19 protein-coding genes, 1 tRNA gene and 1 pseudogene are annotated in these 19,741 nt (G+C 60.0%); 13 read left to right on the top strand and 8 right to left on the bottom strand.

The annotated features are described in order from the left end of the window. Positions 1–60: 60 nt before the first annotated feature. Complete coding sequence (phoR, locus tag NBG89_RS00730) at positions 61–1,317, bottom strand: phosphate regulon sensor histidine kinase PhoR (protein ID WP_431321297.1); 1,257 nt, start codon at positions 1,315–1,317, stop codon at positions 61–63. Between the two features lie 205 nt (positions 1,318–1,522). Here phoR and ppk2 point away from each other — a divergent pair, with 205 nt between their 5' ends. Continuing rightward, on the top strand, positions 1,523–2,404 hold the full coding sequence (ppk2, locus tag NBG89_RS00725; RefSeq protein ID WP_431321296.1) for a polyphosphate kinase 2: 882 nt from the start codon (positions 1,523–1,525) through the stop codon (positions 2,402–2,404). A gap of 1 nt (position 2,405) precedes the next feature. Here the strand turns inward: ppk2 and NBG89_RS00720 are convergent, their stop codons facing one another. Beyond that, positions 2,406–3,596, bottom strand: a complete 1,191-nt coding sequence (locus tag NBG89_RS00720; RefSeq protein WP_431321295.1) for a hypothetical protein — start codon at positions 3,594–3,596, stop codon at positions 2,406–2,408. A 254-nt stretch (positions 3,597–3,850) separates the two neighbouring features. Here NBG89_RS00720 and NBG89_RS00715 point away from each other — a divergent pair, with 254 nt between their 5' ends. Further along, a complete protein-coding gene (locus tag NBG89_RS00715) occupies positions 3,851–4,810 on the top strand; it encodes an NAD(P)H-dependent flavin oxidoreductase (protein WP_431321294.1) in 960 nt (319 codons plus the stop codon). Between the two features lie 128 nt (positions 4,811–4,938). Further along, a tRNA-Thr gene (locus NBG89_RS00710) sits at positions 4,939–5,014 on the top strand. Positions 5,015–5,246: 232 nt separating this feature from the next. Here NBG89_RS00710 and NBG89_RS00705 read toward each other — a convergent pair. The 3 genes and pseudogenes from NBG89_RS00705 to NBG89_RS00695 all read right to left on the bottom strand — a co-directional run. Continuing rightward, a pseudogene (locus NBG89_RS00705) lies at positions 5,247–5,440 on the bottom strand (LysR family transcriptional regulator); the annotation flags it as partial. 52 nt (positions 5,441–5,492) lie between these two features. After that, complete coding sequence (locus tag NBG89_RS00700; RefSeq protein ID WP_431321293.1) at positions 5,493–5,864, bottom strand: DUF6118 family protein; 372 nt, start codon at positions 5,862–5,864, stop codon at positions 5,493–5,495. Then, entirely contained in the window at positions 5,815–5,952 is a 138-nt protein-coding gene (locus tag NBG89_RS00695) for a restriction endonuclease (RefSeq protein WP_431322747.1), read from the bottom strand. The genes NBG89_RS00700 and NBG89_RS00695 overlap by 50 nt, the downstream gene beginning before the upstream one ends. A gap of 323 nt (positions 5,953–6,275) precedes the next feature. Between NBG89_RS00695 and NBG89_RS00690 the strand changes: the two genes are divergently transcribed. Next, a complete protein-coding gene (locus tag NBG89_RS00690; RefSeq protein WP_431321292.1) occupies positions 6,276–6,590 on the top strand; it encodes a hypothetical protein in 315 nt (104 codons plus the stop codon). Between the two features lie 129 nt (positions 6,591–6,719). Further along, a complete protein-coding gene (locus tag NBG89_RS00685) occupies positions 6,720–7,295 on the top strand; it encodes a transposase (RefSeq protein WP_431321291.1) in 576 nt (191 codons plus the stop codon). Positions 7,296–7,303: 8 nt separating this feature from the next. On the opposite strand, the gene NBG89_RS00680 is transcribed toward NBG89_RS00685, so the two are convergent. Next, positions 7,304–8,215, bottom strand: a complete 912-nt coding sequence (locus tag NBG89_RS00680; protein WP_431321290.1) for a GntR family transcriptional regulator — start codon at positions 8,213–8,215, stop codon at positions 7,304–7,306. Between the two features lie 237 nt (positions 8,216–8,452). Between NBG89_RS00680 and NBG89_RS00675 the strand changes: the two genes are divergently transcribed. The 7 genes from NBG89_RS00675 (at position 8,453) to NBG89_RS00645 (ending at position 16,414) form a co-directional block, all read left to right on the top strand. Continuing rightward, positions 8,453–9,955 carry a UxaA family hydrolase gene (locus tag NBG89_RS00675; RefSeq protein WP_431322746.1) on the top strand — a complete coding sequence of 501 codons (1,503 nt, stop codon included), beginning with the start codon at positions 8,453–8,455 and terminating at the stop codon, positions 9,953–9,955. A gap of 34 nt (positions 9,956–9,989) precedes the next feature. Next, complete coding sequence (locus tag NBG89_RS00670) at positions 9,990–11,009, top strand: aldo/keto reductase (protein ID WP_431322745.1); 1,020 nt, start codon at positions 9,990–9,992, stop codon at positions 11,007–11,009. 9 nt (positions 11,010–11,018) lie between these two features. Next, positions 11,019–11,465 carry an RbsD/FucU family protein gene (locus NBG89_RS00665; protein ID WP_431321289.1) on the top strand — a complete coding sequence of 149 codons (447 nt, stop codon included), beginning with the start codon at positions 11,019–11,021 and terminating at the stop codon, positions 11,463–11,465. Positions 11,466–11,671: 206 nt separating this feature from the next. Next, on the top strand, positions 11,672–12,658 hold the full coding sequence (locus NBG89_RS00660) for an ABC transporter substrate-binding protein (protein ID WP_431321288.1): 987 nt from the start codon (positions 11,672–11,674) through the stop codon (positions 12,656–12,658). A gap of 120 nt (positions 12,659–12,778) precedes the next feature. Further along, on the top strand, positions 12,779–14,329 hold the full coding sequence (locus NBG89_RS00655; RefSeq protein WP_431321287.1) for a sugar ABC transporter ATP-binding protein: 1,551 nt from the start codon (positions 12,779–12,781) through the stop codon (positions 14,327–14,329). A 24-nt stretch (positions 14,330–14,353) separates the two neighbouring features. After that, on the top strand, positions 14,354–15,328 hold the full coding sequence (locus tag NBG89_RS00650; protein ID WP_088691244.1) for an ABC transporter permease: 975 nt from the start codon (positions 14,354–14,356) through the stop codon (positions 15,326–15,328). Between the two features lie 66 nt (positions 15,329–15,394). Further along, positions 15,395–16,414, top strand: coding sequence for a zinc-binding alcohol dehydrogenase family protein (locus NBG89_RS00645; RefSeq protein WP_431321286.1), 1,020 nt, complete (start codon positions 15,395–15,397; stop codon positions 16,412–16,414). Here NBG89_RS00645 and NBG89_RS00640 read toward each other — a convergent pair. Together NBG89_RS00640 and NBG89_RS00635 are read right to left on the bottom strand one after the other, a co-directional pair. Then, positions 16,411–17,133 carry a copper homeostasis protein CutC gene (locus NBG89_RS00640; protein WP_431321285.1) on the bottom strand — a complete coding sequence of 241 codons (723 nt, stop codon included), beginning with the start codon at positions 17,131–17,133 and terminating at the stop codon, positions 16,411–16,413. The genes NBG89_RS00645 and NBG89_RS00640 overlap by 4 nt on opposite strands. Before the next feature lie 30 nt (positions 17,134–17,163). Next, on the bottom strand, positions 17,164–18,357 hold the full coding sequence (locus NBG89_RS00635; RefSeq protein WP_431321284.1) for a LysR family transcriptional regulator: 1,194 nt from the start codon (positions 18,355–18,357) through the stop codon (positions 17,164–17,166). Between the two features lie 422 nt (positions 18,358–18,779). Between NBG89_RS00635 and osmF the strand changes: the two genes are divergently transcribed. Further along, a complete protein-coding gene (gene osmF / locus NBG89_RS00630) occupies positions 18,780–19,688 on the top strand; it encodes a glycine betaine ABC transporter substrate-binding protein OsmF (RefSeq protein ID WP_431321283.1) in 909 nt (302 codons plus the stop codon). The last annotated feature ends 53 nt before the right edge of the window (positions 19,689–19,741 follow it).

The following is a 19,741-nucleotide window of genomic DNA, read 5'->3' as shown; positions in this document are numbered from 1 at the left end:
TATGCATTTGAATTTATGCATGAAAAATATAATGCATCGGCAGACGTTTGCAGTTTTATGTCAAAACCGCACGGTGAAGCTCGTCCCCTTACCGACTTCCGACTTGACGATCAGGCGGGCGCGGTGCCGGGTTAGTATGTGTTTGACGATAGCAAGGCCCAACCCTGTGCCCTTCTTCGAGCGGCTATCCTCAATGCTCACACGGTAGAATCGTTCCGTCAGGCGAGGCACATGCTCGGCTGGAATGCCCGGTCCCTTATCGACCACGGTAACTTCCACCGGCTCTCCCTGACCGTTCTTCAGGAACACATCGACGGTCTTGCCCTCCTGCCCATACTTGCAGGCATTTTCTATGAGATTTTCAAAGACCTGAACCAGCTCATCGCGGTCACCGAGCACCTCTGCCGTGCCTTGCGGAAGATGCAGAGCGATCTCGACCCCGACGTCATTTGCAAGCGGCACCAGCGAATCCCTTACGTGACCGAGCAAAGGAACGAGATCGACTTTTTCATCGGGAGCAATATGCGACTTCAGTTCCAGCCTCGAAAGGGACAGCAGGTCATCCACGAGGCGGCTCATGCGGGTGGCCTGATCCAGCATGATGCCGAGAAACCGCTCCTGCGCCTTCGCGTCGCTCTTTGCCGGCCCCTGGATGGTCTCGATGAATCCGCGCAGGGACGCAAGCGGCGTTCGCAACTCGTGGCTGGCATTGGCGACAAAATCGGAGCGCATGCGGTCGATCCGGCGGACTTCGGAAATATCCCGGAAGGACAAGACGAAGAAGCGTTCGCCCGTTGCCTGTTGGTCGCTGAGCTCAACTGGCGCGCTTCGAACGACATAAACGCGTTCGGATGGCAGCCGTTCGGAGTGCTCGATCTGGTTCGGCGTGTTCGTGGCGATCGTTTCGCCGATCATGTCGAGAATGCCCGGCGAGCGGAGGCGCGCCGAGATGTGCGCGCCGATGGACACCTCGCCAAACGCCTTTTCCGCCGCTCGGTTCTGGTAGAGAACGGAGGCATCGCCGGAAAGGACCATGACCGGGATGTCCAACGCGGCCAACGTCGCGGAAACCTCCGGCAGGCGGCTGCGAAGGACTTCGACGTCTTCAGGAACCGGCCGCGGCGGCTCCTGACGAATAACCGGAACCGCGTGCCACAAGGCGGTGAGGATCACGATCAGCAGAAGACCGAGCACAGCGAACTTGTTCACGCCGGAAGCAAGAGCGATCAAGGCGATCAGCAAAGCCACGAGCAGGACGGGGCGTTCCTGGCGAATGCGCAAAAGCAGGCTTCGTGTCCATGGCGTTATGTCTTCCAACTGCCCCTCGCAATCTCGGCTCGTATTTTTATCTTCAAACTGTGCCTGATAGCGATGAATCATGACAGAAGTTTTCGACTGCAACCAGCGGAGGGAGACGCCGCAACAGGAACGCACAGGAATTTTCGCCATCCGCAAGATGTTTGATTTTTAACGGGAAATATGGTCGCCTGTGCTCAACGAAACTCGGAGCGGGGAGAACGCCATGGCCGACGATGTCGAAAGCAGAACCGTTGAACTGGACATCGGCGGAAAAAAGCGTGTCTTCGATGTCGATAACCCCGTGCTGCCGGACTGGGTCGACGAAGCAGCTTTGCAATCCGGCGACTTTCCCTACAACAAGAAGCTCAAGGAAGAGGAGTACCTTGAAGAACTGGAAAAGCTGCAGATCGAGCTCGTGAAGGTGCAGTTCTGGCTGCAGGCCACCGGCAAGCGCGTCATGGCGCTTTTCGAGGGGCGAGACGCGGCGGGCAAGGGTGGTGCGATCGCCGCCTCATCGGCGCACATGAATCCTCGCCTTATCCGCGTGGTCGCCCTCACCAAGCCTACCGAGCGCGAAGCCGGACAATGGTATTTCCAGCGCTACATCGCCCAATTTCCAACTGCAGGCGAGTTCGTGCTCTTCGATCGGTCCTGGTATAACCGGGCCGGTGTCGAGCCCGTCATGGGCTTCTGCACGCCCAAGCAGTATGAAGATTTCCTGAACCAGGCGCCTCTCCTCGAGAGGGTCATCGCTCACGAGGGCATTTTCTTCTTCAAGTTCTATCTCGACATCGGTCGGGAAATGCAGCTGAAGCGCTTCCATGATCGCCGCCACGATCCACTCAAGATCTGGAAGCTGTCATCGATGGATATTGCGGCGCTGACAAAGTGGGACGACTACAGCGAAAAGCGCGATCGGATGCTCAAGGAGACGCACACAAAATACGCACCGTGGACCGTCATCCATGCCAATGACAAGCGCCGGGCCCGGCTGAACCTCATTCGTCACATGCTGAAGACGATGGATTACGACGGCAAGGACAAGGACGCGGTTGGCAAGCTTGACGAAAAGATCATCGGCTCAGGTCCCGACTTCCTGAAATAGCTTACTGTCCCGGCAGGATCCGCACGGCATAGAGGTTGATGCCGCGCGCCTTGCCATCGACGTCGCTGTTGATCACAAGATTGCCGGCAGAGTTCGGTGCCAGCGATCGATCGAAGCGCACCTGGAGCAGCACATCAGACTTCTGCCGGGTGACAGTGAATCGATGGCGGGCGCAGTCGCCGAGCGACTGGAAATCGCATTCCACCGTGATCTGGGTCGGCTCATCGGAGGTCGATTGCAGCGTGATTGCAATTGTCGAAGACCTGCCGGCCAGTTGCTGCAGGACATCGGCCGGAACGCTGATGCTGATGTTGCCGTCACTGGCGGTGCTCTGCGAGATCAGGCGTACTGCCGGGCCATCGTTCTCGGCGACTTTCTGGATTTCAGATTTCGCACCGGTCTTGATCTTATCCGCGTCAGAAGGCTTGAAAACCTCGATCCAGTCAGCAGAAAACGAGTTCTGCGGATCGATCGTAACCGGTGCCGCATTGTCGCCTGTGGCAGCGCCCTCGTTACCGTTCCCTGCGGCGCCGTCAAAGTCTTCCGGCTGGGTGCTCGCTGGCGGATTGGCGACGCTTGTATCCCGTTCCGCCGCGCTCTTCAGCAGACCCGAAGAGTATACCCACCAGGCGCCCATGCCGATGAAGGCCAGAAGCACGCAGGCGACAAGCATCCTCGAGAAGAACTTGCGCGGCTTACGACGAACCGCCGCACGCTCCGGCCGAAAGTTCATCTGGGCCGGCTTTCGCTCCGCTGCCGGCGCCTCAGCAGCCTGCGCGACGCCCAAATGATCACCGCTGCCAGCACGTACGCCGGCGAGGCTGGATTCGTCGTCAAAGCGCGGGTCCGTGACAGAATGCCCGCGGGTTTCACCGCCGATCGAAACGCTCACCACGTCTTCCTCTGCCACATGGCCAGCAGGCTCCTGTATTTCCACCACGGGCGGAACGGGAACTTCCGGCGGTCCCTGGCGCGGATGAAGGCGCTCGCGCTCCTCCGCCTCGATCATGTGGATCGTCGTCTCGAGCCGGTGGCGGTGATAGGCAACCGCTTCCGTGTCGGTGATGTCCTGTTTGCGAAGACCGGCTTCGAGAGCCTGACGCGCGGACTGGTAAATCTTTGCACGGACTTCGGGATTGTCGCGATCGGCATTGCTGAGCGCCGTTCTGATAGCCGTTTCTAGTCCGCTCACGTCCGGTCCTTTATTTTGAGACTGGGCCAGTACTTAACACTTCGTAAATGCGGTAACCGCTGCTACGGCAAATCGCAAGCCTCGCTCAGCTTACAGGTCGCATCGGCAGGGGATAACGCGGGGGTTGCCGCAGGCCGTCTATGTCCTTGCAAGAATAGCCCATATTTGTGGAATCGATAGAGCGAGCTTTTCCTCCGTCAAACTCTCTGCTATCACATTGACGTTTTCGTAAACGTCAATTCTTACGGTGTCCAATGGCCCTACCCCCGATCCTGACCCGAAATCTCAGATTGCCGGTCGTCGCCTCGCCGCTTTTCATCATTTCGCACCCTGCACTAACGCTGGCGCAGTGTAAGGCCGGGATCGTCGGCGCCTTTCCGGCGCTGAACGCACGGCCCGAGAGCCAGCTCGACGAATGGCTTGCCATGATCACCGAGGATCTCGCCGCTCACAACGCTGCAAACCCTGGACGCGCGGCTGCCCCGTTCGCCGTCAACCAGATCGTCCATATGTCGAACAAGCGGCTGGAGCATGACCTCCGGCTCTGCGTCAAATACAAGGTGCCTATCGTCATCTCCTCGCTCGGCGCCGTGCCGGAGGTGAACGCCGCCGTGCATTCCTACGGCGGGATCGTCCTCCACGATGTCATCAACAACCGTCACGCCAACTCGGCCATCCGAAAGGGTGCCGACGGGCTAATCGCCGTTGCGGCCGGTGCCGGCGGCCATGCCGGCACGCTTTCGCCCTTTGCGCTTGTCCAGGAAATCCGCGAATGGTTCGACGGGCCGCTGCTGCTTGCCGGCGCGATTGCCAATGGCGGCGCCATCCTCGCGGCGCAGGCCATGGGAGCCGACATGGCCTATGTAGGCACTCCCTTCATCGCCACCGAGGAAGCCCGCGCCTCTGACGCCTACAAGCAGGCGATCGTCGACGGCATGGCGAACGACATCGTCTATTCCAACTATTTTACCGGGGTGCATGGTAACTATCTCAAGCCGTCGGTCCGGGCAGTCGGCCTCGACCCCGACAACCTGCCGGTCGCTGATCCCTCGAAAATGGATTTCGAACAGGCCGTCGGCGGCGCCAAGGCCTGGAAGGACATCTGGGGCAGTGGACAAGGCATTGGCGCCATCAAGGTAATCGAACCGGTCGGCAAGCTCGTCGATCGGCTCGAGGCCGAATATATGGCCGCCCGGAAGCGGCTGTCGCTCTAGCGCAGGCCACAGATTTCCACAGCACCCTTCTTTTTTACCGAAGAGATGACAGGGTGCTTGAAATCTTCAAACAATGCCTGTATCAGCGCCATGCAAATCGCGAGCCGCATCGTTCGGCCACCGAAATTGCCGCTTTAGCTCAGTCGGTAGAGCACATCATTCGTAATGATGGGGTCACGTGTTCGAGTCACGTAAGCGGCACCATTATCTCTTTATTTTCAATCGTTAGTTCCGCTCGTAGCTTTTTCTCCGGGGCAATAGCAATTGAAACGCCTGGAAATGTAAGCAGCGCCGGCCGTTAGGCTTCTATTCAGGGCGTCCTCCATGAGAGACAATAGACCGTCATTAACTGGATCAGTCGAGAGCTACGCCCCCAGGATGACGCCGTGAAGGAGATGTGGCCGACTATACGCGGTGCGCCATTGCGGTCGCGTCGCTAATCATTGTTGAGAGCTGACCGCCCCGGCCTTGCCTGCGACCGGGCGATGTTAACGATGTCGTCGCGCGAGGCGGTTGGGTCTTCCCGGTTCCAGCAAACCCGAGCCCGATCCGAAAATCGATCCTCTTTACCGTCTTCAACTCCAAGGCGTGGTTCGGAGGCTCAAGCGTCCATTCCGGCGCAAAGCCGATGTGATGCGGATATGTGACTGGATCGTTCGTCAGCGGAGTCTTTGTCCGAAGGTCATAGTGAAGGCGCGGCAATAAGCGTCGCGACTATTCCGACAATGAGACCGATCGCCCTAGCGAACCACAAATAGATATTCTGCAGCCGCCGGTCACGCGCACCCTGCGTCAGATGGCGCAATTGAAGCAAGTGTCTTCGAAATTCCCGGCTCTCTAGTTCCAATTGTTGAACGGCCGTCGCCATCATGCCTTCGCCTCCTCGTTCGAAGGCCCGTACGAAATACTCAGGCCCATTCTTGAGAAGTGGCGATTTGCCAATGAGGTCGATGCGTTGGTTCATGCCAACCAGAAACGGCGCGATGCGGAAAAGATCTTCGCGGTCACCGCCTTTGGTAGCGCCCAGTCCAACCCAGACTGCCAACGAAACCATTTACTTCCGGCCGGCCAACGGCGGTGCTTGGTGAATATCGCTTCGCCTGGACATATATGCGATCCAGGCCAAGACGATCCTCGTTGATCAGGCCGTCTACGTCACCGTCCCCAGACCGACCAAGCTGAGCCGCTGCGTCCCTGCGATCCGCCGTGACCCGTTGCCACCAGCAGATCGACGATGAGCTGTTCGAAGAACAGCTGGCTATTTTGTACTATTCGATCAAGGAGGTCATTTCGCAGTGCTATGTTCAGGGCCTGATGGGCTGCATCTACACGCTCTTCTGGGGTCGTGGCTGTGATCGAGCAAATTTCCGGGCAGATCAAATCCATGGTGATAGTTACGGCACGGCCTTGAGTGCTGAGGTTGGCTGGCGTTAGGGTGATGTGATCTCGAACCCGCGAGGACCCCATGCTAATCGACATCGATAAGCTAAGTGAAGGCGAATTGATCGATCTCAACAATCGGATTGTCGAGCGACTGCGATTTCTTCACCAGATGCGCGCGCACAAGACTATGCTCAATTTCTCGATCGGCGACCATGTGGCGTTCGAAGATCAGCAAGGTCGGACAATCGAAGGGACGCTGACCCGTTACAACAAGAGATCTGTAACGGTAATTGGCCATGACGGGCGTCATTGGAATGTGTCGCCGGGCTTTCTGCGCAAGGCGCACGCACCGGCCGCCACGAAGACATCCGCGGTTATAACCCTCGCCGAGCGATGATCTGATTTAGCGTCGGCTGGCGACGAGCTGGGGGAGTGCCGGAATGCGAGATATCACTGAGCCAAGGCCGAGGCTATCGCCGAGATAGCAGAAGAACGAGATGCCGCGCGGGCCGGCATCAAACGGATCATGGCGCATCTCAAGCGAACACCTCACCTGCACGCCGTCGAGGCACCGGCCCAACGCTCCTTAGAAGCCGCCAAGGGCCAGAGCATCGCCGTTCCCGGCGAGGCCAGCTTCGCCGGCATCGTCCGCGAACTCGCCGCTGTGGCCCTGCAGGCGTGCGAGGCGATCGTCCGCATCGACCGCGACTTGGAGCCGCTGCTCATCCCCTCGCTGCCGGGGATGGGGGCGGTGTCGTCGGCAGAACTCATCGCCAATATCGGCACCATCGAGCGATTCCACTCGGCCGGCGCCCTGGCCAGCGCCGCAGGCCTGACGCCCGTCACCGCCAATCCGGAAAATTCAGGAACTGGCGCCGCGCATTTGGCGGCGACAAGGCCCCTCAAGCGGGCACTCTTTCAGAGTGCCTTCAGCGCCGTCTCCACCAGAGACCCGCTCTCCAAAGCCTTCTACCACCGAAAATGGCGAGAGGGAAAACATGACACTCAGGCCATCATCGCCTTGGCCCGCCGACGCGTCGCCGCCCTGTGGACAATGCTCCGAGCCAGGCAAACCTTCGAGCCAACTCAAAAAGCCGCCTGACTTGCGCATCACTCCGCCGCCGGCGCCTCATCAGAGGGCGTTTGCGGAATCGATTGCAGCAGCGTCTGCCGAGCCGAGCGCAGATGCAGGCGGCAGGCGACACCGATCGCTGCCTGATCGCGTGATTCCAGTGCGGCGATATAGTCCAGATGTTCGTGGATCGCGCGTTCGTTGCGCTCGCGGGCGAAAGCCTTGTTCCACTGGTAATGATAGTGAAAGATGATCGCGATCGCATCGTAGAAGTCGGCAATGAAGCGGTTCTTCGAGGCTGCGTGGATCAGCAGATGGAAGCGTTCGTCGAGGGTGGAAAACTCCTTGTAGCGCGTATCGAGGTCGCGCAGCATCGCCTGATGATCCGCCTTGATGTCCGACAGCGCGCGCCACGCATCGCTCTCAGGTGGAAGCTTGCCGAATTCCGCCGCCGAATGCAGCTCGAACATCTCGCGCACGTCTGCGAGTTCAAGTGCAAAATCGCGTGTGAAGCCCTTGAGAATCCAGTGGCTGTTCGGGCGCTTCTCGATCAAGCCGAACCGCGAAAAGCGGATCAGGAACTCGCGGACACTGGTCGTGCCGGTGCCGATTTCGCGGGCGAGTTCCAGCTCGTTGATCTGCATGCCGGGTGCGGCATCATCCGATAGAATGCGCTGCATAAAGCTGCGCTCGATAATGTCATGCAGCGAATCGGTCTCTTCCGTTGGGAAAAAATCGGCTTCCGTTGGTTGCCGAAGGACGACCTTCTGACGCTTGTTCCAGCGAATGATGCCGAGGTCGCTGAGCCTTGCCAGGATGGCGCGCGCAGTGCTGCGGCTTATGCCGAGCTGGGCCGCGATTTCGGGCTCCGACGGTAATGCCGCATCCGTCCGCAACGCGGCGGCATAGCGGTTGTAGGCTTCCTTGAAGACTGTATTCTGCCTTGCCATGCGCGCCCCGCCCTCTTACTCCCAACACGGATCGGTCGGCCGCACAGGTGCGGCGCGAAACGTGGCAGAAGCTTATCTCTCAGCAATCCTTATCTTATTTTGGATTGCATGCGGCTGTTTGCCTCTCTAGTCCACAGGATCAATAATCCCGTTGACTTGAAAATGTTTATTGTAGATAAAAAACAAAATCAATGAGCATTCGCCGACGCAGCGAGTGTTTCCCTAGGGAGAAGAATGTTGACCAAAGACCCCTGGATCATCTTGTCTGCCGGCGACAACGTTGCGGTCGCAACGGCGGCGATCCCCTCCGGCGCGACGGTCGCCGGCATCCTAACACGCGACAAGATCGACCCCGGTCACAAGATCGCCCTCACCGATATTCCGCTTGGCCAGCCAGTCGTCAAATACGGGCAGGCAATCGGACGCACGACGGCGGACGTCAAGGCCGGCGACCATATTCACAGCCACAATCTGCATTTCGAAAACGATCGTCTGGCTGCGACCGCCAACTCCGCGCCCGAGGAGGCAAGCGCTGCAGATCGAGCGCGCACGTTCATGGGATATCGCCGCGCCGACGGCCGCTCGGCGACGCGCAACTACATCGGCATCATTGCCAGCGTGAACTGTTCCACCACGGTCTGTCGGGCGATCGCCGACGAGGCCAACCGGACGATCCTGCCGCATTTCGACGGCATCGACGGTTTCGTGCCAATCGTCCACGACCAGGGCTGTGGCATGAGTTCCACCGGCGACGGCATGGCGGTCCTCCACCGGACGCTTGCGGGCTATACGCGGCATGTGAATTTTGGCGGCGTGCTGATGATCGGGCTCGGCTGCGAAGTCAACCAGCTCACCCTCTACGGCCAGAGCGGTGCCGGCAACTCCAAGCGCCATTTCAACATCCAGGATGCCGGCGGCTCGCGTCGCGCCGTTGAGCGCGCCATGGGTATGCTGCGCGAGATTGCCCAGGATGTCGGCAAGGAAAAGCGAGTGGCGCTGCCGATCGGGGACATCATCATCGGCCTGCAGTGCGGCGGCTCGGATGGCTTTTCCGGTATCACCGCCAATCCAGCTCTTGGCGTTGCCGCCGATCTTCTGGCGGCTGCCGGCGGCACGGCAATCCTGTCTGAAACCTCGGAGATCTATGGTGCTGAGCACCTGCTGCGCAGCCGCGCCGTCAACGACGAGGTTGCCAGGAAGCTCGACGACAAGATCGCCTGGTGGGAGAAGTACGTGGCGATGCACGGCGCATCGCTCGATAACAACCCGTCGCCGGGCAACAAGCGTGGCGGCCTGACGACCATTCTCGAAAAGTCGCTCGGAGCCGTCGCCAAGGGCGGTCGTTCGCCGCTGACCGCCGTCTATGGCTACGCAGAGCGGGTCACTGAGTCCGGCCTCGTCTTCATGGATACGCCCGGGTACGACCCAGTCTCCGCAACCGGTCAGGTGGCCGGCGGCGCGAACGTGATCGCCTTCACCACCGGCCGCGGCAGCTGCTTCGGCTGCCGTCCGGCGCCTTCGATCAAGCTTTCCAGCAATTCGGCTCTCTATGCCTCGATGGAAGAGGACATGGATATCGATTGCGGTACGATTGCCACAGGCGACGCCACGATCAGCGCCAAGGGCCGCGAGATCTTCGATCTGATCATCGACACCGCGTCAGGCAGGAAGACGAAGAGTGAAGAATTCGGCTACGGCGACAATGAGTTCGTGCCGTGGCATCTCGGCGCGACGCTCTAAATCACACGCATATCAAGTCTTCCGAGGAGGAATGATGAAGACGAGGAGGATCGGCCAGACGGAGCTTGAGGTCACCGAAGTTAGCTTCGGTGGCGCGGCTCTCGGCGGCCTGTATCGGACCTGCCCGCGCGAGCAGGCCATGGAGACGCTGGAGGCTACATGGGACAGCGGCATTCGCTACTTCGATGTCGCACCATGGTATGGCCTTGGCCTTGCCGAGCGTCGCTTTGGCGATTTCCTGCGTGACAAGCCGGAAAAAGAGTGGGTGCTTTCGACCAAGGTCGGTCGACTGCTACGACCGGTGCCGACGGGAATGGTTCCCGACTACAGCTACGTCGATCCGCTCTCTTTCGATGCCGACTACGACTATTCCTACGATGGCATCATGCGCTCGGTGGAGTTCAGCTATGCCCGTCTCGGACTGAACCGGATCGATATCCTCTATGTCCACGATCTCGGCGGCTACACTCATGGCGCGGCGAAAAACGCCGTCCTTCAGAAGCAATTCCTGGATACCGGCATCAAGGCGCTCGAACAACTGAAGTCCTCCGGCGCGATCAAGGCCTTCGGGCTCGGCGTCAACGAGGTTCCGGTCTGCCTCGATGTGATGCGCAATGCCGACATCGATTGCATCCTGATGGCCGGGCGTTACACCCTGCTCGACCGGTCGGCGGAAGCAGAGCTTCTGCCGCTCTGCCGGAAGAAGGGAACATCACTCGTCGTCGGCGGCGTCTTCAATTCCGGCATCCTGGCAACAGGACCTGTGCCCGGCTCGCACTTCGACTACATGCCGGCAACAGAGGAGGTGCTCGCCAAGGTCGCGAGCATGGAGAGGATCGCCGTCAAGCATGGCGTGCCGTTGGCCGCCCCGGCGCTGCAGTTTCCGCTTCGCGATCCGCTTGTCTCGTCCGTGCTGATCGGCACGGCGAAGGCTTCCAGCCTCAAGCGCAATATGGAACTCTTCGAGCCCGCCCTGCCGGGCTCGATCTTCCCCGAATTCGACGCTCTGACGCTCGTCGCGCCGCCGCTCGGCGAAGACGCCGTGCGTGTTTAAGGATCGACCATGCTGAGAGGTATTCACCCCATCCTCAATCCCGACCTGCTGCGCGCGATCGCTCGCATGGGACACGGCGACGACATCGTGATTGCCGACGCCAACTTCCCTTCGAGCACGATGGGGCCGGACGTCATCCGCGCCGACGGCGTCAGCGCGACCGATATGGCCGAGGCAATCCTGACGCATTTTCCACTCGATACCTTCGTGCCGGAAACGGCCTGGCGCATGGAGGTGGTCGGCGATCCGGCCGCCGTGCCCGACGTCTGCGCCGAATTTCAGGAAATCGTCTCGAGGCGCGCTGGCGACTTCAAGATCGCCTCTCTGGAGCGGTTCGCCTTTTATGAGCGTGCCCGCTTGGCCGCCTACATCGTGGCGACGACAGAATTCCGGCTCTACGGCAACTTGATCTTGAAGAAAGGTGTTGTTCACCCGCATGAAGTCTATCGCGGTTGACCGAACTTTAGACTACGATTGAACAACTGGAAAAACAATTACTTGCGACGAATGAAGAAACGATCATCGAGGCGATTGCACCACTTGCAATTTGAGTTTCACTCGGCTAGCTTCTCGCTGTAACTGTTTTTTATCGATAAAAATCGTCCGCCTGCGTTCCGCGGTACGGTTTATTTGGAGGAGAACGCACCTTGGAGGAGAACCACATGCGCATGAAATCCATTCTCTCCCGCCGAGCCTTCACGGCTCTTGCGGGCGCCGCTGTCATCGCCACCGCAATGCCGGTGACGTCGTTCGCGGCTGATGTGACGATCCCGATCATCGTCAAGGACACGACGTCCTTCTACTGGCAGATCGTTTTGGCCGGTGCCCGCAAGGCTGGCAAGGATCTCGGCGTCAACGTGCCGGAACTCGGTGCACAGGCCGAATCCGACGTTAACGGCCAGATCAGCATTCTTGAGAACGCCGTCGCCGGCAAACCTGCTGCAATCGTCATCTCGCCGACTGAATTCAAGGCGCTCGGCAAGCCGATCGATGAAGCCGCCAAGTCCGTTCCGATCATCGGCATCGACTCGGCTGCCGATTCCAAGGCGTTCAAGTCGTTCCTGACGACCGACAACGTTCAGGGCGGCCGCATTGCAGCCGACGGCCTTGCAGCAGCCATTAAGGAAATGACCGGCAAGGAAGAAGGCGAAGTCGTCATCCTCACCAACCTGCCTGGCGTCGGCTCGCTCGAGCAGCGCCGCGAAGGTTTCCTCGACCAGGTGAAGACGAAGCATCCCGGCCTCAAGGTCATCGCCGACAAGTACGGTGACGGCCAGGCAACGACCGGTCTCAACATGATGACCGACCTGATCACCGCCAATCCGAACCTTGTGGGCGTCTTCGCCTCGAACCTCATCCTCGGACAGGGCGTCGGCCAGGCGATCGCGGAAAACAAGCTCGGTGACAAGATCAAGGTCATCGCCTTCGACAGCGACGACAAGACGGTCGGCTTCCTCAAGGACGGCTCGCTTGCTGGTCTCGTTGTTCAGGATCCCTACCGCATGGGCTATGACGGCGTGAAGACGGCGCTTGCCGTATCCAAGGGCGAGAAGGTCGACGAGAAGGTCGATACCGGCGCCAACCTGGTCACCAAGGCCAACATGAGCGATCCGAAGATCGACGCTCTGCTGAACCCCAAGGTCAAGTAATCATCTGACGATGGCCGCGCGGGAGAATCTCCGCGCGGCCTTTCTGTCACCTGTGTTATCGTTCGCAGAGCGCCGACGGCGGGTGGGAGATGGCAGGCAATTCGCGAGGAGGAGACGCCCATGAGCCTGGAAGAGGTCAGTCATCGACACGATGATAGCGCCACGCTGACGGAGGCAAACCGCATTCCGGCGGGCACACCGATCCTCGAACTCAAGGGATTGCAGAAGAATTACGGCTACGTCCAGGCGCTGAAGCCGGCGACGATGACGTTCCTGGCGGGTGAGATTCACGCGATTGTCGGTGAGAACGGCGCCGGCAAGTCGACACTGATCAAGCTGCTGACTGGCGTTATCACCAGAACGGCAGGCGAGATCCTCTGGTGCGGCCACCCGGTTGCCCTGGCAACGCCCAACGAGGCAATCGCGCGCGGCATCAACGCCGTCCATCAGGAAGTTGTCCTTTGTCCGCATCTGACGGTGGCGGCCAACCTCTTTCTCGGCGACGAGGTCAATCAATACGGTCTGATGCGCAAGCGCGAGATGGAGAAGATGGCACAGGCCGTCCTCGACGATCTCGGCTTCGGACTGCCCGCCGGCGTACCGCTCGCCGACCTGACAATCGGTCAGCAGCAGCTTGTTGCGACGGCACGCGCCGCAATGCGCGGCACCCAGTTTCTGATTTTCGATGAACCGACCGCTTACCTGACCCGCCAGGAATCCGCGCAGCTTTTCAAGCTGATCCGCCGTCTGCAGGGCGAAGGCGTCACGATCGTCTACATCAGCCACCGCATGGAAGAGGTGTTCGAGCTCGCGGATCGCGTTTCGGTGCTGCGTGACGGTACGCACGTCGGCACACGCACGATCGGCGAGACGAACGAGGCCGAGCTGATCGCCTTGATGATCAACCGCTCGATCGAGCAGATCTATCACAAGGAAGAGATTCCGATCGGCGAGACCATCCTCGACGTGCGCGGGCTTTCCGGGCCGGGCTTCGATAATATCTCGCTCTCGGTCAAGGCCGGGCAGATTGTCGGCCTCTATGGCCTGATCGGCGCGGGGCGCAGCGAATTCGCGCTGGGCCTCTTCGGCCGGGAAAAGACGACGTCCGGTGAAATCCATTGGATGGGCAAGAAGGTTGATATCAAGGACGAACGTGCCGCGATGGAACTCGGCATCGCGCTTGCGCCGGAGAGCCGTCGCGACCAGGGCCTTTGCCTCAATCTGCCGATCGGGCTCAACATCAATCTGCCGGTCTTCAAGCGGCTGAGCAAGGGTCCCGTCATCAGCCACTCCGAGGAAACGCAGAATGCCGACCAGCAGATCCGGGACCTCGCGATCAAGACACCCAGCCGGCGCGTCCTGGTTTCGGCCATGTCCGGCGGCAATCAGCAGAAAGTCGTCATCGGCAAGTGGCTGAGCTATGGCGCGCGCCTCTTCATCTTCGACGAGCCGACCGTGGGCGTCGATGTTGGCACCAAGGCGGAAATCTACCGGCTGTTCGCCAAGCTTCTGAAACAGGGGGCCGGGATCATCCTGATCTCCTCCTATCTGCCTGAAGTTTATGAACTCGCCGACAGGCTGCACGTATTCCGCCGCGGCCAGCTTGTGGCGAGCCACGACTTCCACGCAGCAACGCATGAAGAAGTGCTGAGCGAAGCGATCGGCGTCTAAAAGAACAAGAGGGAGAGAAAACCAATGACCGCAACCCCCACCGAGATCGCCGCACCGCCCCCGCGCCGGAAAGTGAACATCCTCTTCGGCCTGACCCTTATCGGCCTGCTGGCTTTCCTTTGGATCGTTCTCGGCTTCGTCACCGCCAGCTTCTGGACGCCGCTGAATATCTCCAACCTGCTGCGGCAGGGCGCGATGACCGCTATCCTGGCGCTCGGCCAGACCTTCGTGATCATCACAGCCGGCATCGACCTTTCGGTCGGCGCGATCGTCGGCTTCACCAGCGTTATCCTTGCCTGGCTGCTGCAGGCCGGCGTGCCGGTCTGGGCATCCATCCTGATAACTCTGCTGATCGGCGTTGGCATCGGCGTGTTCCATGGCTTCGGCATCGTCAAAATGGGGCTGCCGCCCTTCATCATCACGCTGGCGACGCTCACGTCGCTGCGCGGTATCGGGCTCTTGATCACCAACGGCTCGACCATCAACATCGTCAACGAGCCCTTCACGAACTTTGCCCGCGCCGACTTTCTCGGCGTGCCGAGCCTGTTCTGGATGGTCATTCTCGTCGCGGTCCCGTCCTATGTCTTCCTGCATCTGAGCCGCTGGGGGCGCTACCTCTTCGCTGTCGGTTCGAACCGCGAAGCGGCGCGCCTCTCGGGCGTCCGGGTGAACGGCATCATCTATCTCGCCTACATTCTTTCCGCGACCTTTGCTGCCTTTGTCGGCGTTCTGCTTGCCTCACGTATCGCGATTGGCAACGCCACGCAGGCCGACGGATGGGAACTGCAGGCGATCGCCTCCTCGGTGATCGGTGGCACCAGCCTGTTCGGCGCCGTCGGTTCGGTCCAGGGGCCGCTCATCGGCGCCTTCATTCTGGCGACCATCAACAACGGCGCGAACCTGCTTAACGTCAATTCGTTCTGGCAGCGTATCATCACCGGCCTGCTGATCATCGTAATTGTCTACTTCGACCAGTTGCGCCGCCGCCGCAATCCGTAAGCCGGAAGCGACATACGGAGCCGGCCCCGAGGCCGGCTTCTTCCATTTCAGGAATGCGAGACCATCATGAAAGCAGTGCTCTGCCAAGAACCCGGTGTCCTCGAACTCGTGGAACGCCCTTCCCCCGGCACGCCTAACACCGGCTGGGTACGGCTTGCGGTCAGCCATGTCGGTATCTGCGGCACCGATTACCACATCTTCGAGGGCAAGCATCCGTTCCTCGAATATCCGCGCGTGATGGGGCACGAGATCTCGGCGACGGTCCTGGAAGCAGGTGACGGTGTTGCCATGGCGGTCGGCACGCCCGTCATCGTCAACCCGTATCTTTCGTGTGGTAGCTGTGTTGCCTGCCGCCAGGGCAAACCAAATTGCTGCACCGATATCAAGGTGCTGGGCGTCCATACGGATGGAGCGTTCTGCGACGAGATCAGCGTCCCCGTCGGCAATCTCTATGCTGCAAAGGGCGTGAGCCTGGAAGCTGCGGCCACTACCGAGTTCCTCGCAATCGGCGCCCATGCGGTTCGCCGTTCCATGGCGCCGGCCGGATCACGCTCACTCGTTATCGGCGCCGGTCCAATCGGGCTGGGCGCGGCGATCTTTTCGCGGATTGCCGGGCATGAGGTCACATTGCTCGACACCAGTCAGGAACGACTGCAGATGGCCGCCGATCGGTTTGGTTTCTCCTCGGGCATCGTTGCCGGCGAAGGCGCCTCCGAAGCTGTCAAAGCGAAGACCGACGGCAATGGTTTTGACGTCGTCTTCGATGCCACCGGCTATGGCCCGTCGATGGAGAAGGCCTTCAGCTTCGTCGCCCATGGCGGCGCGCTGGTCCTGGTCAGCGTCGTCAAAGACGACATCCGTTTCTCCGATCCGGAGTTTCATAAGCGCGAAATGATGGTGATCGGCAGCCGCAATGCGACGCGCGTGGATTTCGAGCATGTCGCGGATTCGATCGCCAGAGGGCTCGTGCCTGTCGAGCAATTGATCACCCACCGCACGACGCTCGCGGACGCACCGCGAGACCTGGCACGCTGGGCTCACGAAAAGAGCGGCCTGATCAAGGCGGTCGTCAAGGTCAGCGCCTAAAGCGCGTCGATCACCGCGCGCATTTGCCGGACGACGTCGGCATCCGTCCGGTTGGTCGTCGGTGCTTCGAAGCCGAAGGAAACCGCCCGTGGATCGATGCTGTCGATCCGTGAGCTGCAGGAGGCGTGAACCTCGCTTGCGCCTGTAACCCTCAGTATCTCGCCCACGTTGCCGGGACGCACACCGCTGCCGGGCATGATCGAGATGCGGCCGGCCGCCTTGCGGGAGAGACGGCCCAGCGTCTCCAAACCGTCGATCGCTTTCGGCACGCAGCCGGACGTCAGAATGCGCTCACAGCCAAGCTCGATCGCCTGTTCCAGCGCTGCATCGGCATCAGGCACGAGATCGAAGGCGCGGTGAAGGGTCGATCCAAGGCCCTCGGCGCGCGCCTTTAACCGACTGATCAGCGCTACGTCCAGCGCACCGTCCAAACGATTGGCACCGATGACAACCCCGGCGAGCCCAAAAGCGCGCGCGGCATCGATATCGGCCATCATCGCCTCTTCGTCAGCCTCATCGAATACGAAGGGGCCCGCGTGCGGCCGGATCATCGCATAGACAGGAATAGGCGCGGCAGCCGCAGCCTTCATCAGGCCAGCAACCGGCGTCAGTCCGCCGAGCTCCAGAGCCGAGCAGAGCTCGATGCGGTTGGCACCGCCGGCGATCGCGGCCGCAAGGCCCTGTGGGCTGTCCACACATACTTCCAGCAAAACACTCACGTTCGAATCTCCCTGTCCGCCGCTGTCTCTTTAAGCGAAGGCGCTCTCTTGCGCGACGGGCCTGGCAATTATTTTGGCAACGGCATCGATGATCATGGCGCTTGCGTCAGCCGAGGCTTTCCGATGGTTGAAGGCAACGTGATAGGACATCGGAATATACTCATCGAGCTCGACGATCCGAACCCTATCGGCAATAGGCATGGCGCTGACGCGGCCAAGAAACGAGATGTAGCCGTGATTGGCCACAAGGTCGACGATGACAGGTAGCGAGTCAGCCGCCGTGATATCCTGGTTCCTGTAGCGGCGATTGTTGGCGCGCTCATGACTCAGCGCCATCGTGGCGTGTCCGAGGCCGGTTCGCGAACTCGGCGTGCAGATCGCGTGACTTTCGACAAGTTCGGTTACGGTCTGCCCGCGGCTTAGCAATGGTGCGATAAGAACCATGTTCGTCTGCAGCAATTCACGGTGCCGGAAACGCTCGAGCCCGAAGACGGAGTCGAGAATTGCAACATCAATGCGGCCAGCCTTGAGGGCTTCGCGCAAATCATCCGCCGTCATCAACACCAGCGAGATCGCATTTTTGCTGCGGCTGGAATTCCATTCGGCGACCAGAGTCCCAAGGCATCGCGCCACCCAGCTTTCTGATCCTGTTGGAATAATCGAACCGATACGTAGCGACCGCGCCGTGCGCTGATAGCGTTCGTCTGCGGATGCCTTCAGGTCATTCCATCCCTGGGTGATGGCCTGGAAGATGGCATAGATTTCACTCCCCCGGTCGGTCAGCGCGGAGCCCTGAGCTTGCCGCTCGAACAGTCGATAACCCACCGCCTTCTCCAACGTCGCGATCTGGAGCGAAAGCTGCGGCTGACCAAGCTTTAGCCGCCGTGCCGCCCGGTTGATGCTACCCTGGTCCGCGACTTCGAGAAATCGCTCCATCGTGGCGATCTTGAACGGCAGGCGCGATGGCTCGTCACTTCCCATCCATCCCGCCAGCGTCTCGGCCAACCGCACGATCGGCAGGAGCTTTTCACGGACGTCGTCGCTGGCAAGCAGCGTCGCGAGCTCGCCGGAACTACGTTCTGTCAGCTTCAGTGCCAACTCGGTTTCAAGATTGCGGACTGCTGTCGAAACCGTCGATGCCGCGAGTGAAAGGGCGCGTGCCGTCTCCCTCACCGAGCCTGATGACAGCACCCGACTAGCAACAAACAACGTGCCGAGCTGCAACCGCGTTCTCCGTAACAATATGAAAAATCGAACGATATGACGTGTTCGCTAAAAAAGATATCCCTGCCGCGAAATCGGAAGGCTATCGTTTCTTGTCAAGAACAAAAGCGGGCGTGGCAGTAGAACCACTCAAAAGAGCACCGGACATCTGCGGAAACGCGCAAGGGAACAAAAACAAATCGCGACGGCGATAGAAAAGGAAATGCATTTTCGCGCAAGCGTTTGTGTTCACCTCCATAATCACGCCGCGACCGCAAAACTGGAGAGGCCTGCATCGATTTTTCGAACGCGAACGCTATTTCCATCACGCACGTATTTCCGGCATGATCGCAGCAACGCTGCTTTCGCCGGTGGTTTTATACGTGGGGGCCTCCGCCAGGGTCTTCCGCGCAGTCAAACGGTGTAAATCAAGGGGACAATCCATGCTGAAGAAATTCGCTCTTGCCGTTTCGCTTTCCGCTTTTGCGGCAGGCGCGGCCCACGCCGCAGACGTCGTGGTTTCATCGAAGATCGATACGGAAGGTACACTGCTCGGCAACGTGATCGTGCTGGCGCTCAATGCAAACGGCATCAAGACGCAGGACCGCGTTGCGCTCGGCACGACGCCGGTTCTTCGTAAGGCGATCGCCGCCGGCGAAATCGACATCTATCCGGAATACACTGGCAATGCCGGATTCTTCTTCAACAAGGCCGATGACGCCGCCTGGAAGGACCTCCAGCAGGGCTACGATCTCGCCAAGAAGCTTGACTACGATGCCAACAAGATCGTCTGGCTCACGCCATCGCCGGCCAACAACACCTGGGCGCTTGCCGTGCGCAATGATGTCGCCGGCCCGAACAAGCTGAAGACCATGTCGGATTTCGGCAAGTGGGTCGCCGGTGGCGGCGCTGCAAAGCTCGTGGCTTCAGCCGAGTTCATCAATTCGGCCGGCGCGCTTCCGGCATTCCAGACGACCTACGGCTTCACGCTGAAGCCGGACCAGGAAATCGTCCTTTCCGGCGGTGATACAGCTGCGACCATCAAGGCCGCCGCCGATCAGACAAACGGCGCCAACACGGCCATGGTCTATGGCACTGACGGTGCGATCCAAGCCGCGGAACTGACCGTTCTCGAGGACGACAAGAACGTCCAGCAGGTCTATGCGCCGACCGCGATCATCCGCGAGGAAGTGCTGAAGGCAAACCCGAAGATCGAGGTCGTGCTCGCACCGATCTTTAAGAGCCTGACCGCCGATGAGCTGCGCAAGCTGAACGGCAAGATCCAGGTCGATGGCGAGCCGGCGAAGTCCGTTGCCGAGGGCTACCTGAAGGAAAAAGGCTTCCTGAAGTAATCTCGTTGCCAGATGCTCCGCCTGTTCGCGGGCGGAGCATCCTTTCGACCGGA

It is taken from the genome of Rhizobium sp. YTU87027 (assembly GCF_050644135.1).
Classification (GTDB): domain Bacteria; phylum Pseudomonadota; class Alphaproteobacteria; order Rhizobiales; family Rhizobiaceae; genus Rhizobium.
This window is presented reverse-complemented; position numbering and strand designations above follow the sequence as displayed.

Coding starts and splice junctions, on each gene's coding strand:
- NBG89_RS00645 (WP_431321286.1), top strand. CDS start 15,395: ATGAAAGCAGTGCTCTGCCAAGAACCCGGTGTCCTCGAACTCGTGGAA.
- NBG89_RS00690 (WP_431321292.1), top strand. CDS start 6,276: ATGCTAATCGACATCGATAAGCTAAGTGAAGGCGAATTGATCGATCTC.
- osmF (WP_431321283.1), top strand. CDS start 18,780: ATGCTGAAGAAATTCGCTCTTGCCGTTTCGCTTTCCGCTTTTGCGGCA.
- NBG89_RS00680 (WP_431321290.1), bottom strand. CDS start 8,215: ATGGCAAGGCAGAATACAGTCTTCAAGGAAGCCTACAACCGCTATGCC.
- NBG89_RS00650 (WP_088691244.1), top strand. CDS start 14,354: ATGACCGCAACCCCCACCGAGATCGCCGCACCGCCCCCGCGCCGGAAA.
- NBG89_RS00665 (WP_431321289.1), top strand. CDS start 11,019: ATGCTGAGAGGTATTCACCCCATCCTCAATCCCGACCTGCTGCGCGCG.
- NBG89_RS00685 (WP_431321291.1), top strand. CDS start 6,720: ATGGCGCATCTCAAGCGAACACCTCACCTGCACGCCGTCGAGGCACCG.
- ppk2 (WP_431321296.1), top strand. CDS start 1,523: ATGGCCGACGATGTCGAAAGCAGAACCGTTGAACTGGACATCGGCGGA.
- NBG89_RS00660 (WP_431321288.1), top strand. CDS start 11,672: ATGCGCATGAAATCCATTCTCTCCCGCCGAGCCTTCACGGCTCTTGCG.
- NBG89_RS00670 (WP_431322745.1), top strand. CDS start 9,990: ATGAAGACGAGGAGGATCGGCCAGACGGAGCTTGAGGTCACCGAAGTT.
- NBG89_RS00715 (WP_431321294.1), top strand. CDS start 3,851: ATGGCCCTACCCCCGATCCTGACCCGAAATCTCAGATTGCCGGTCGTC.
- NBG89_RS00700 (WP_431321293.1), bottom strand. CDS start 5,864: ATGGTTTCGTTGGCAGTCTGGGTTGGACTGGGCGCTACCAAAGGCGGT.
- NBG89_RS00655 (WP_431321287.1), top strand. CDS start 12,779: ATGAGCCTGGAAGAGGTCAGTCATCGACACGATGATAGCGCCACGCTG.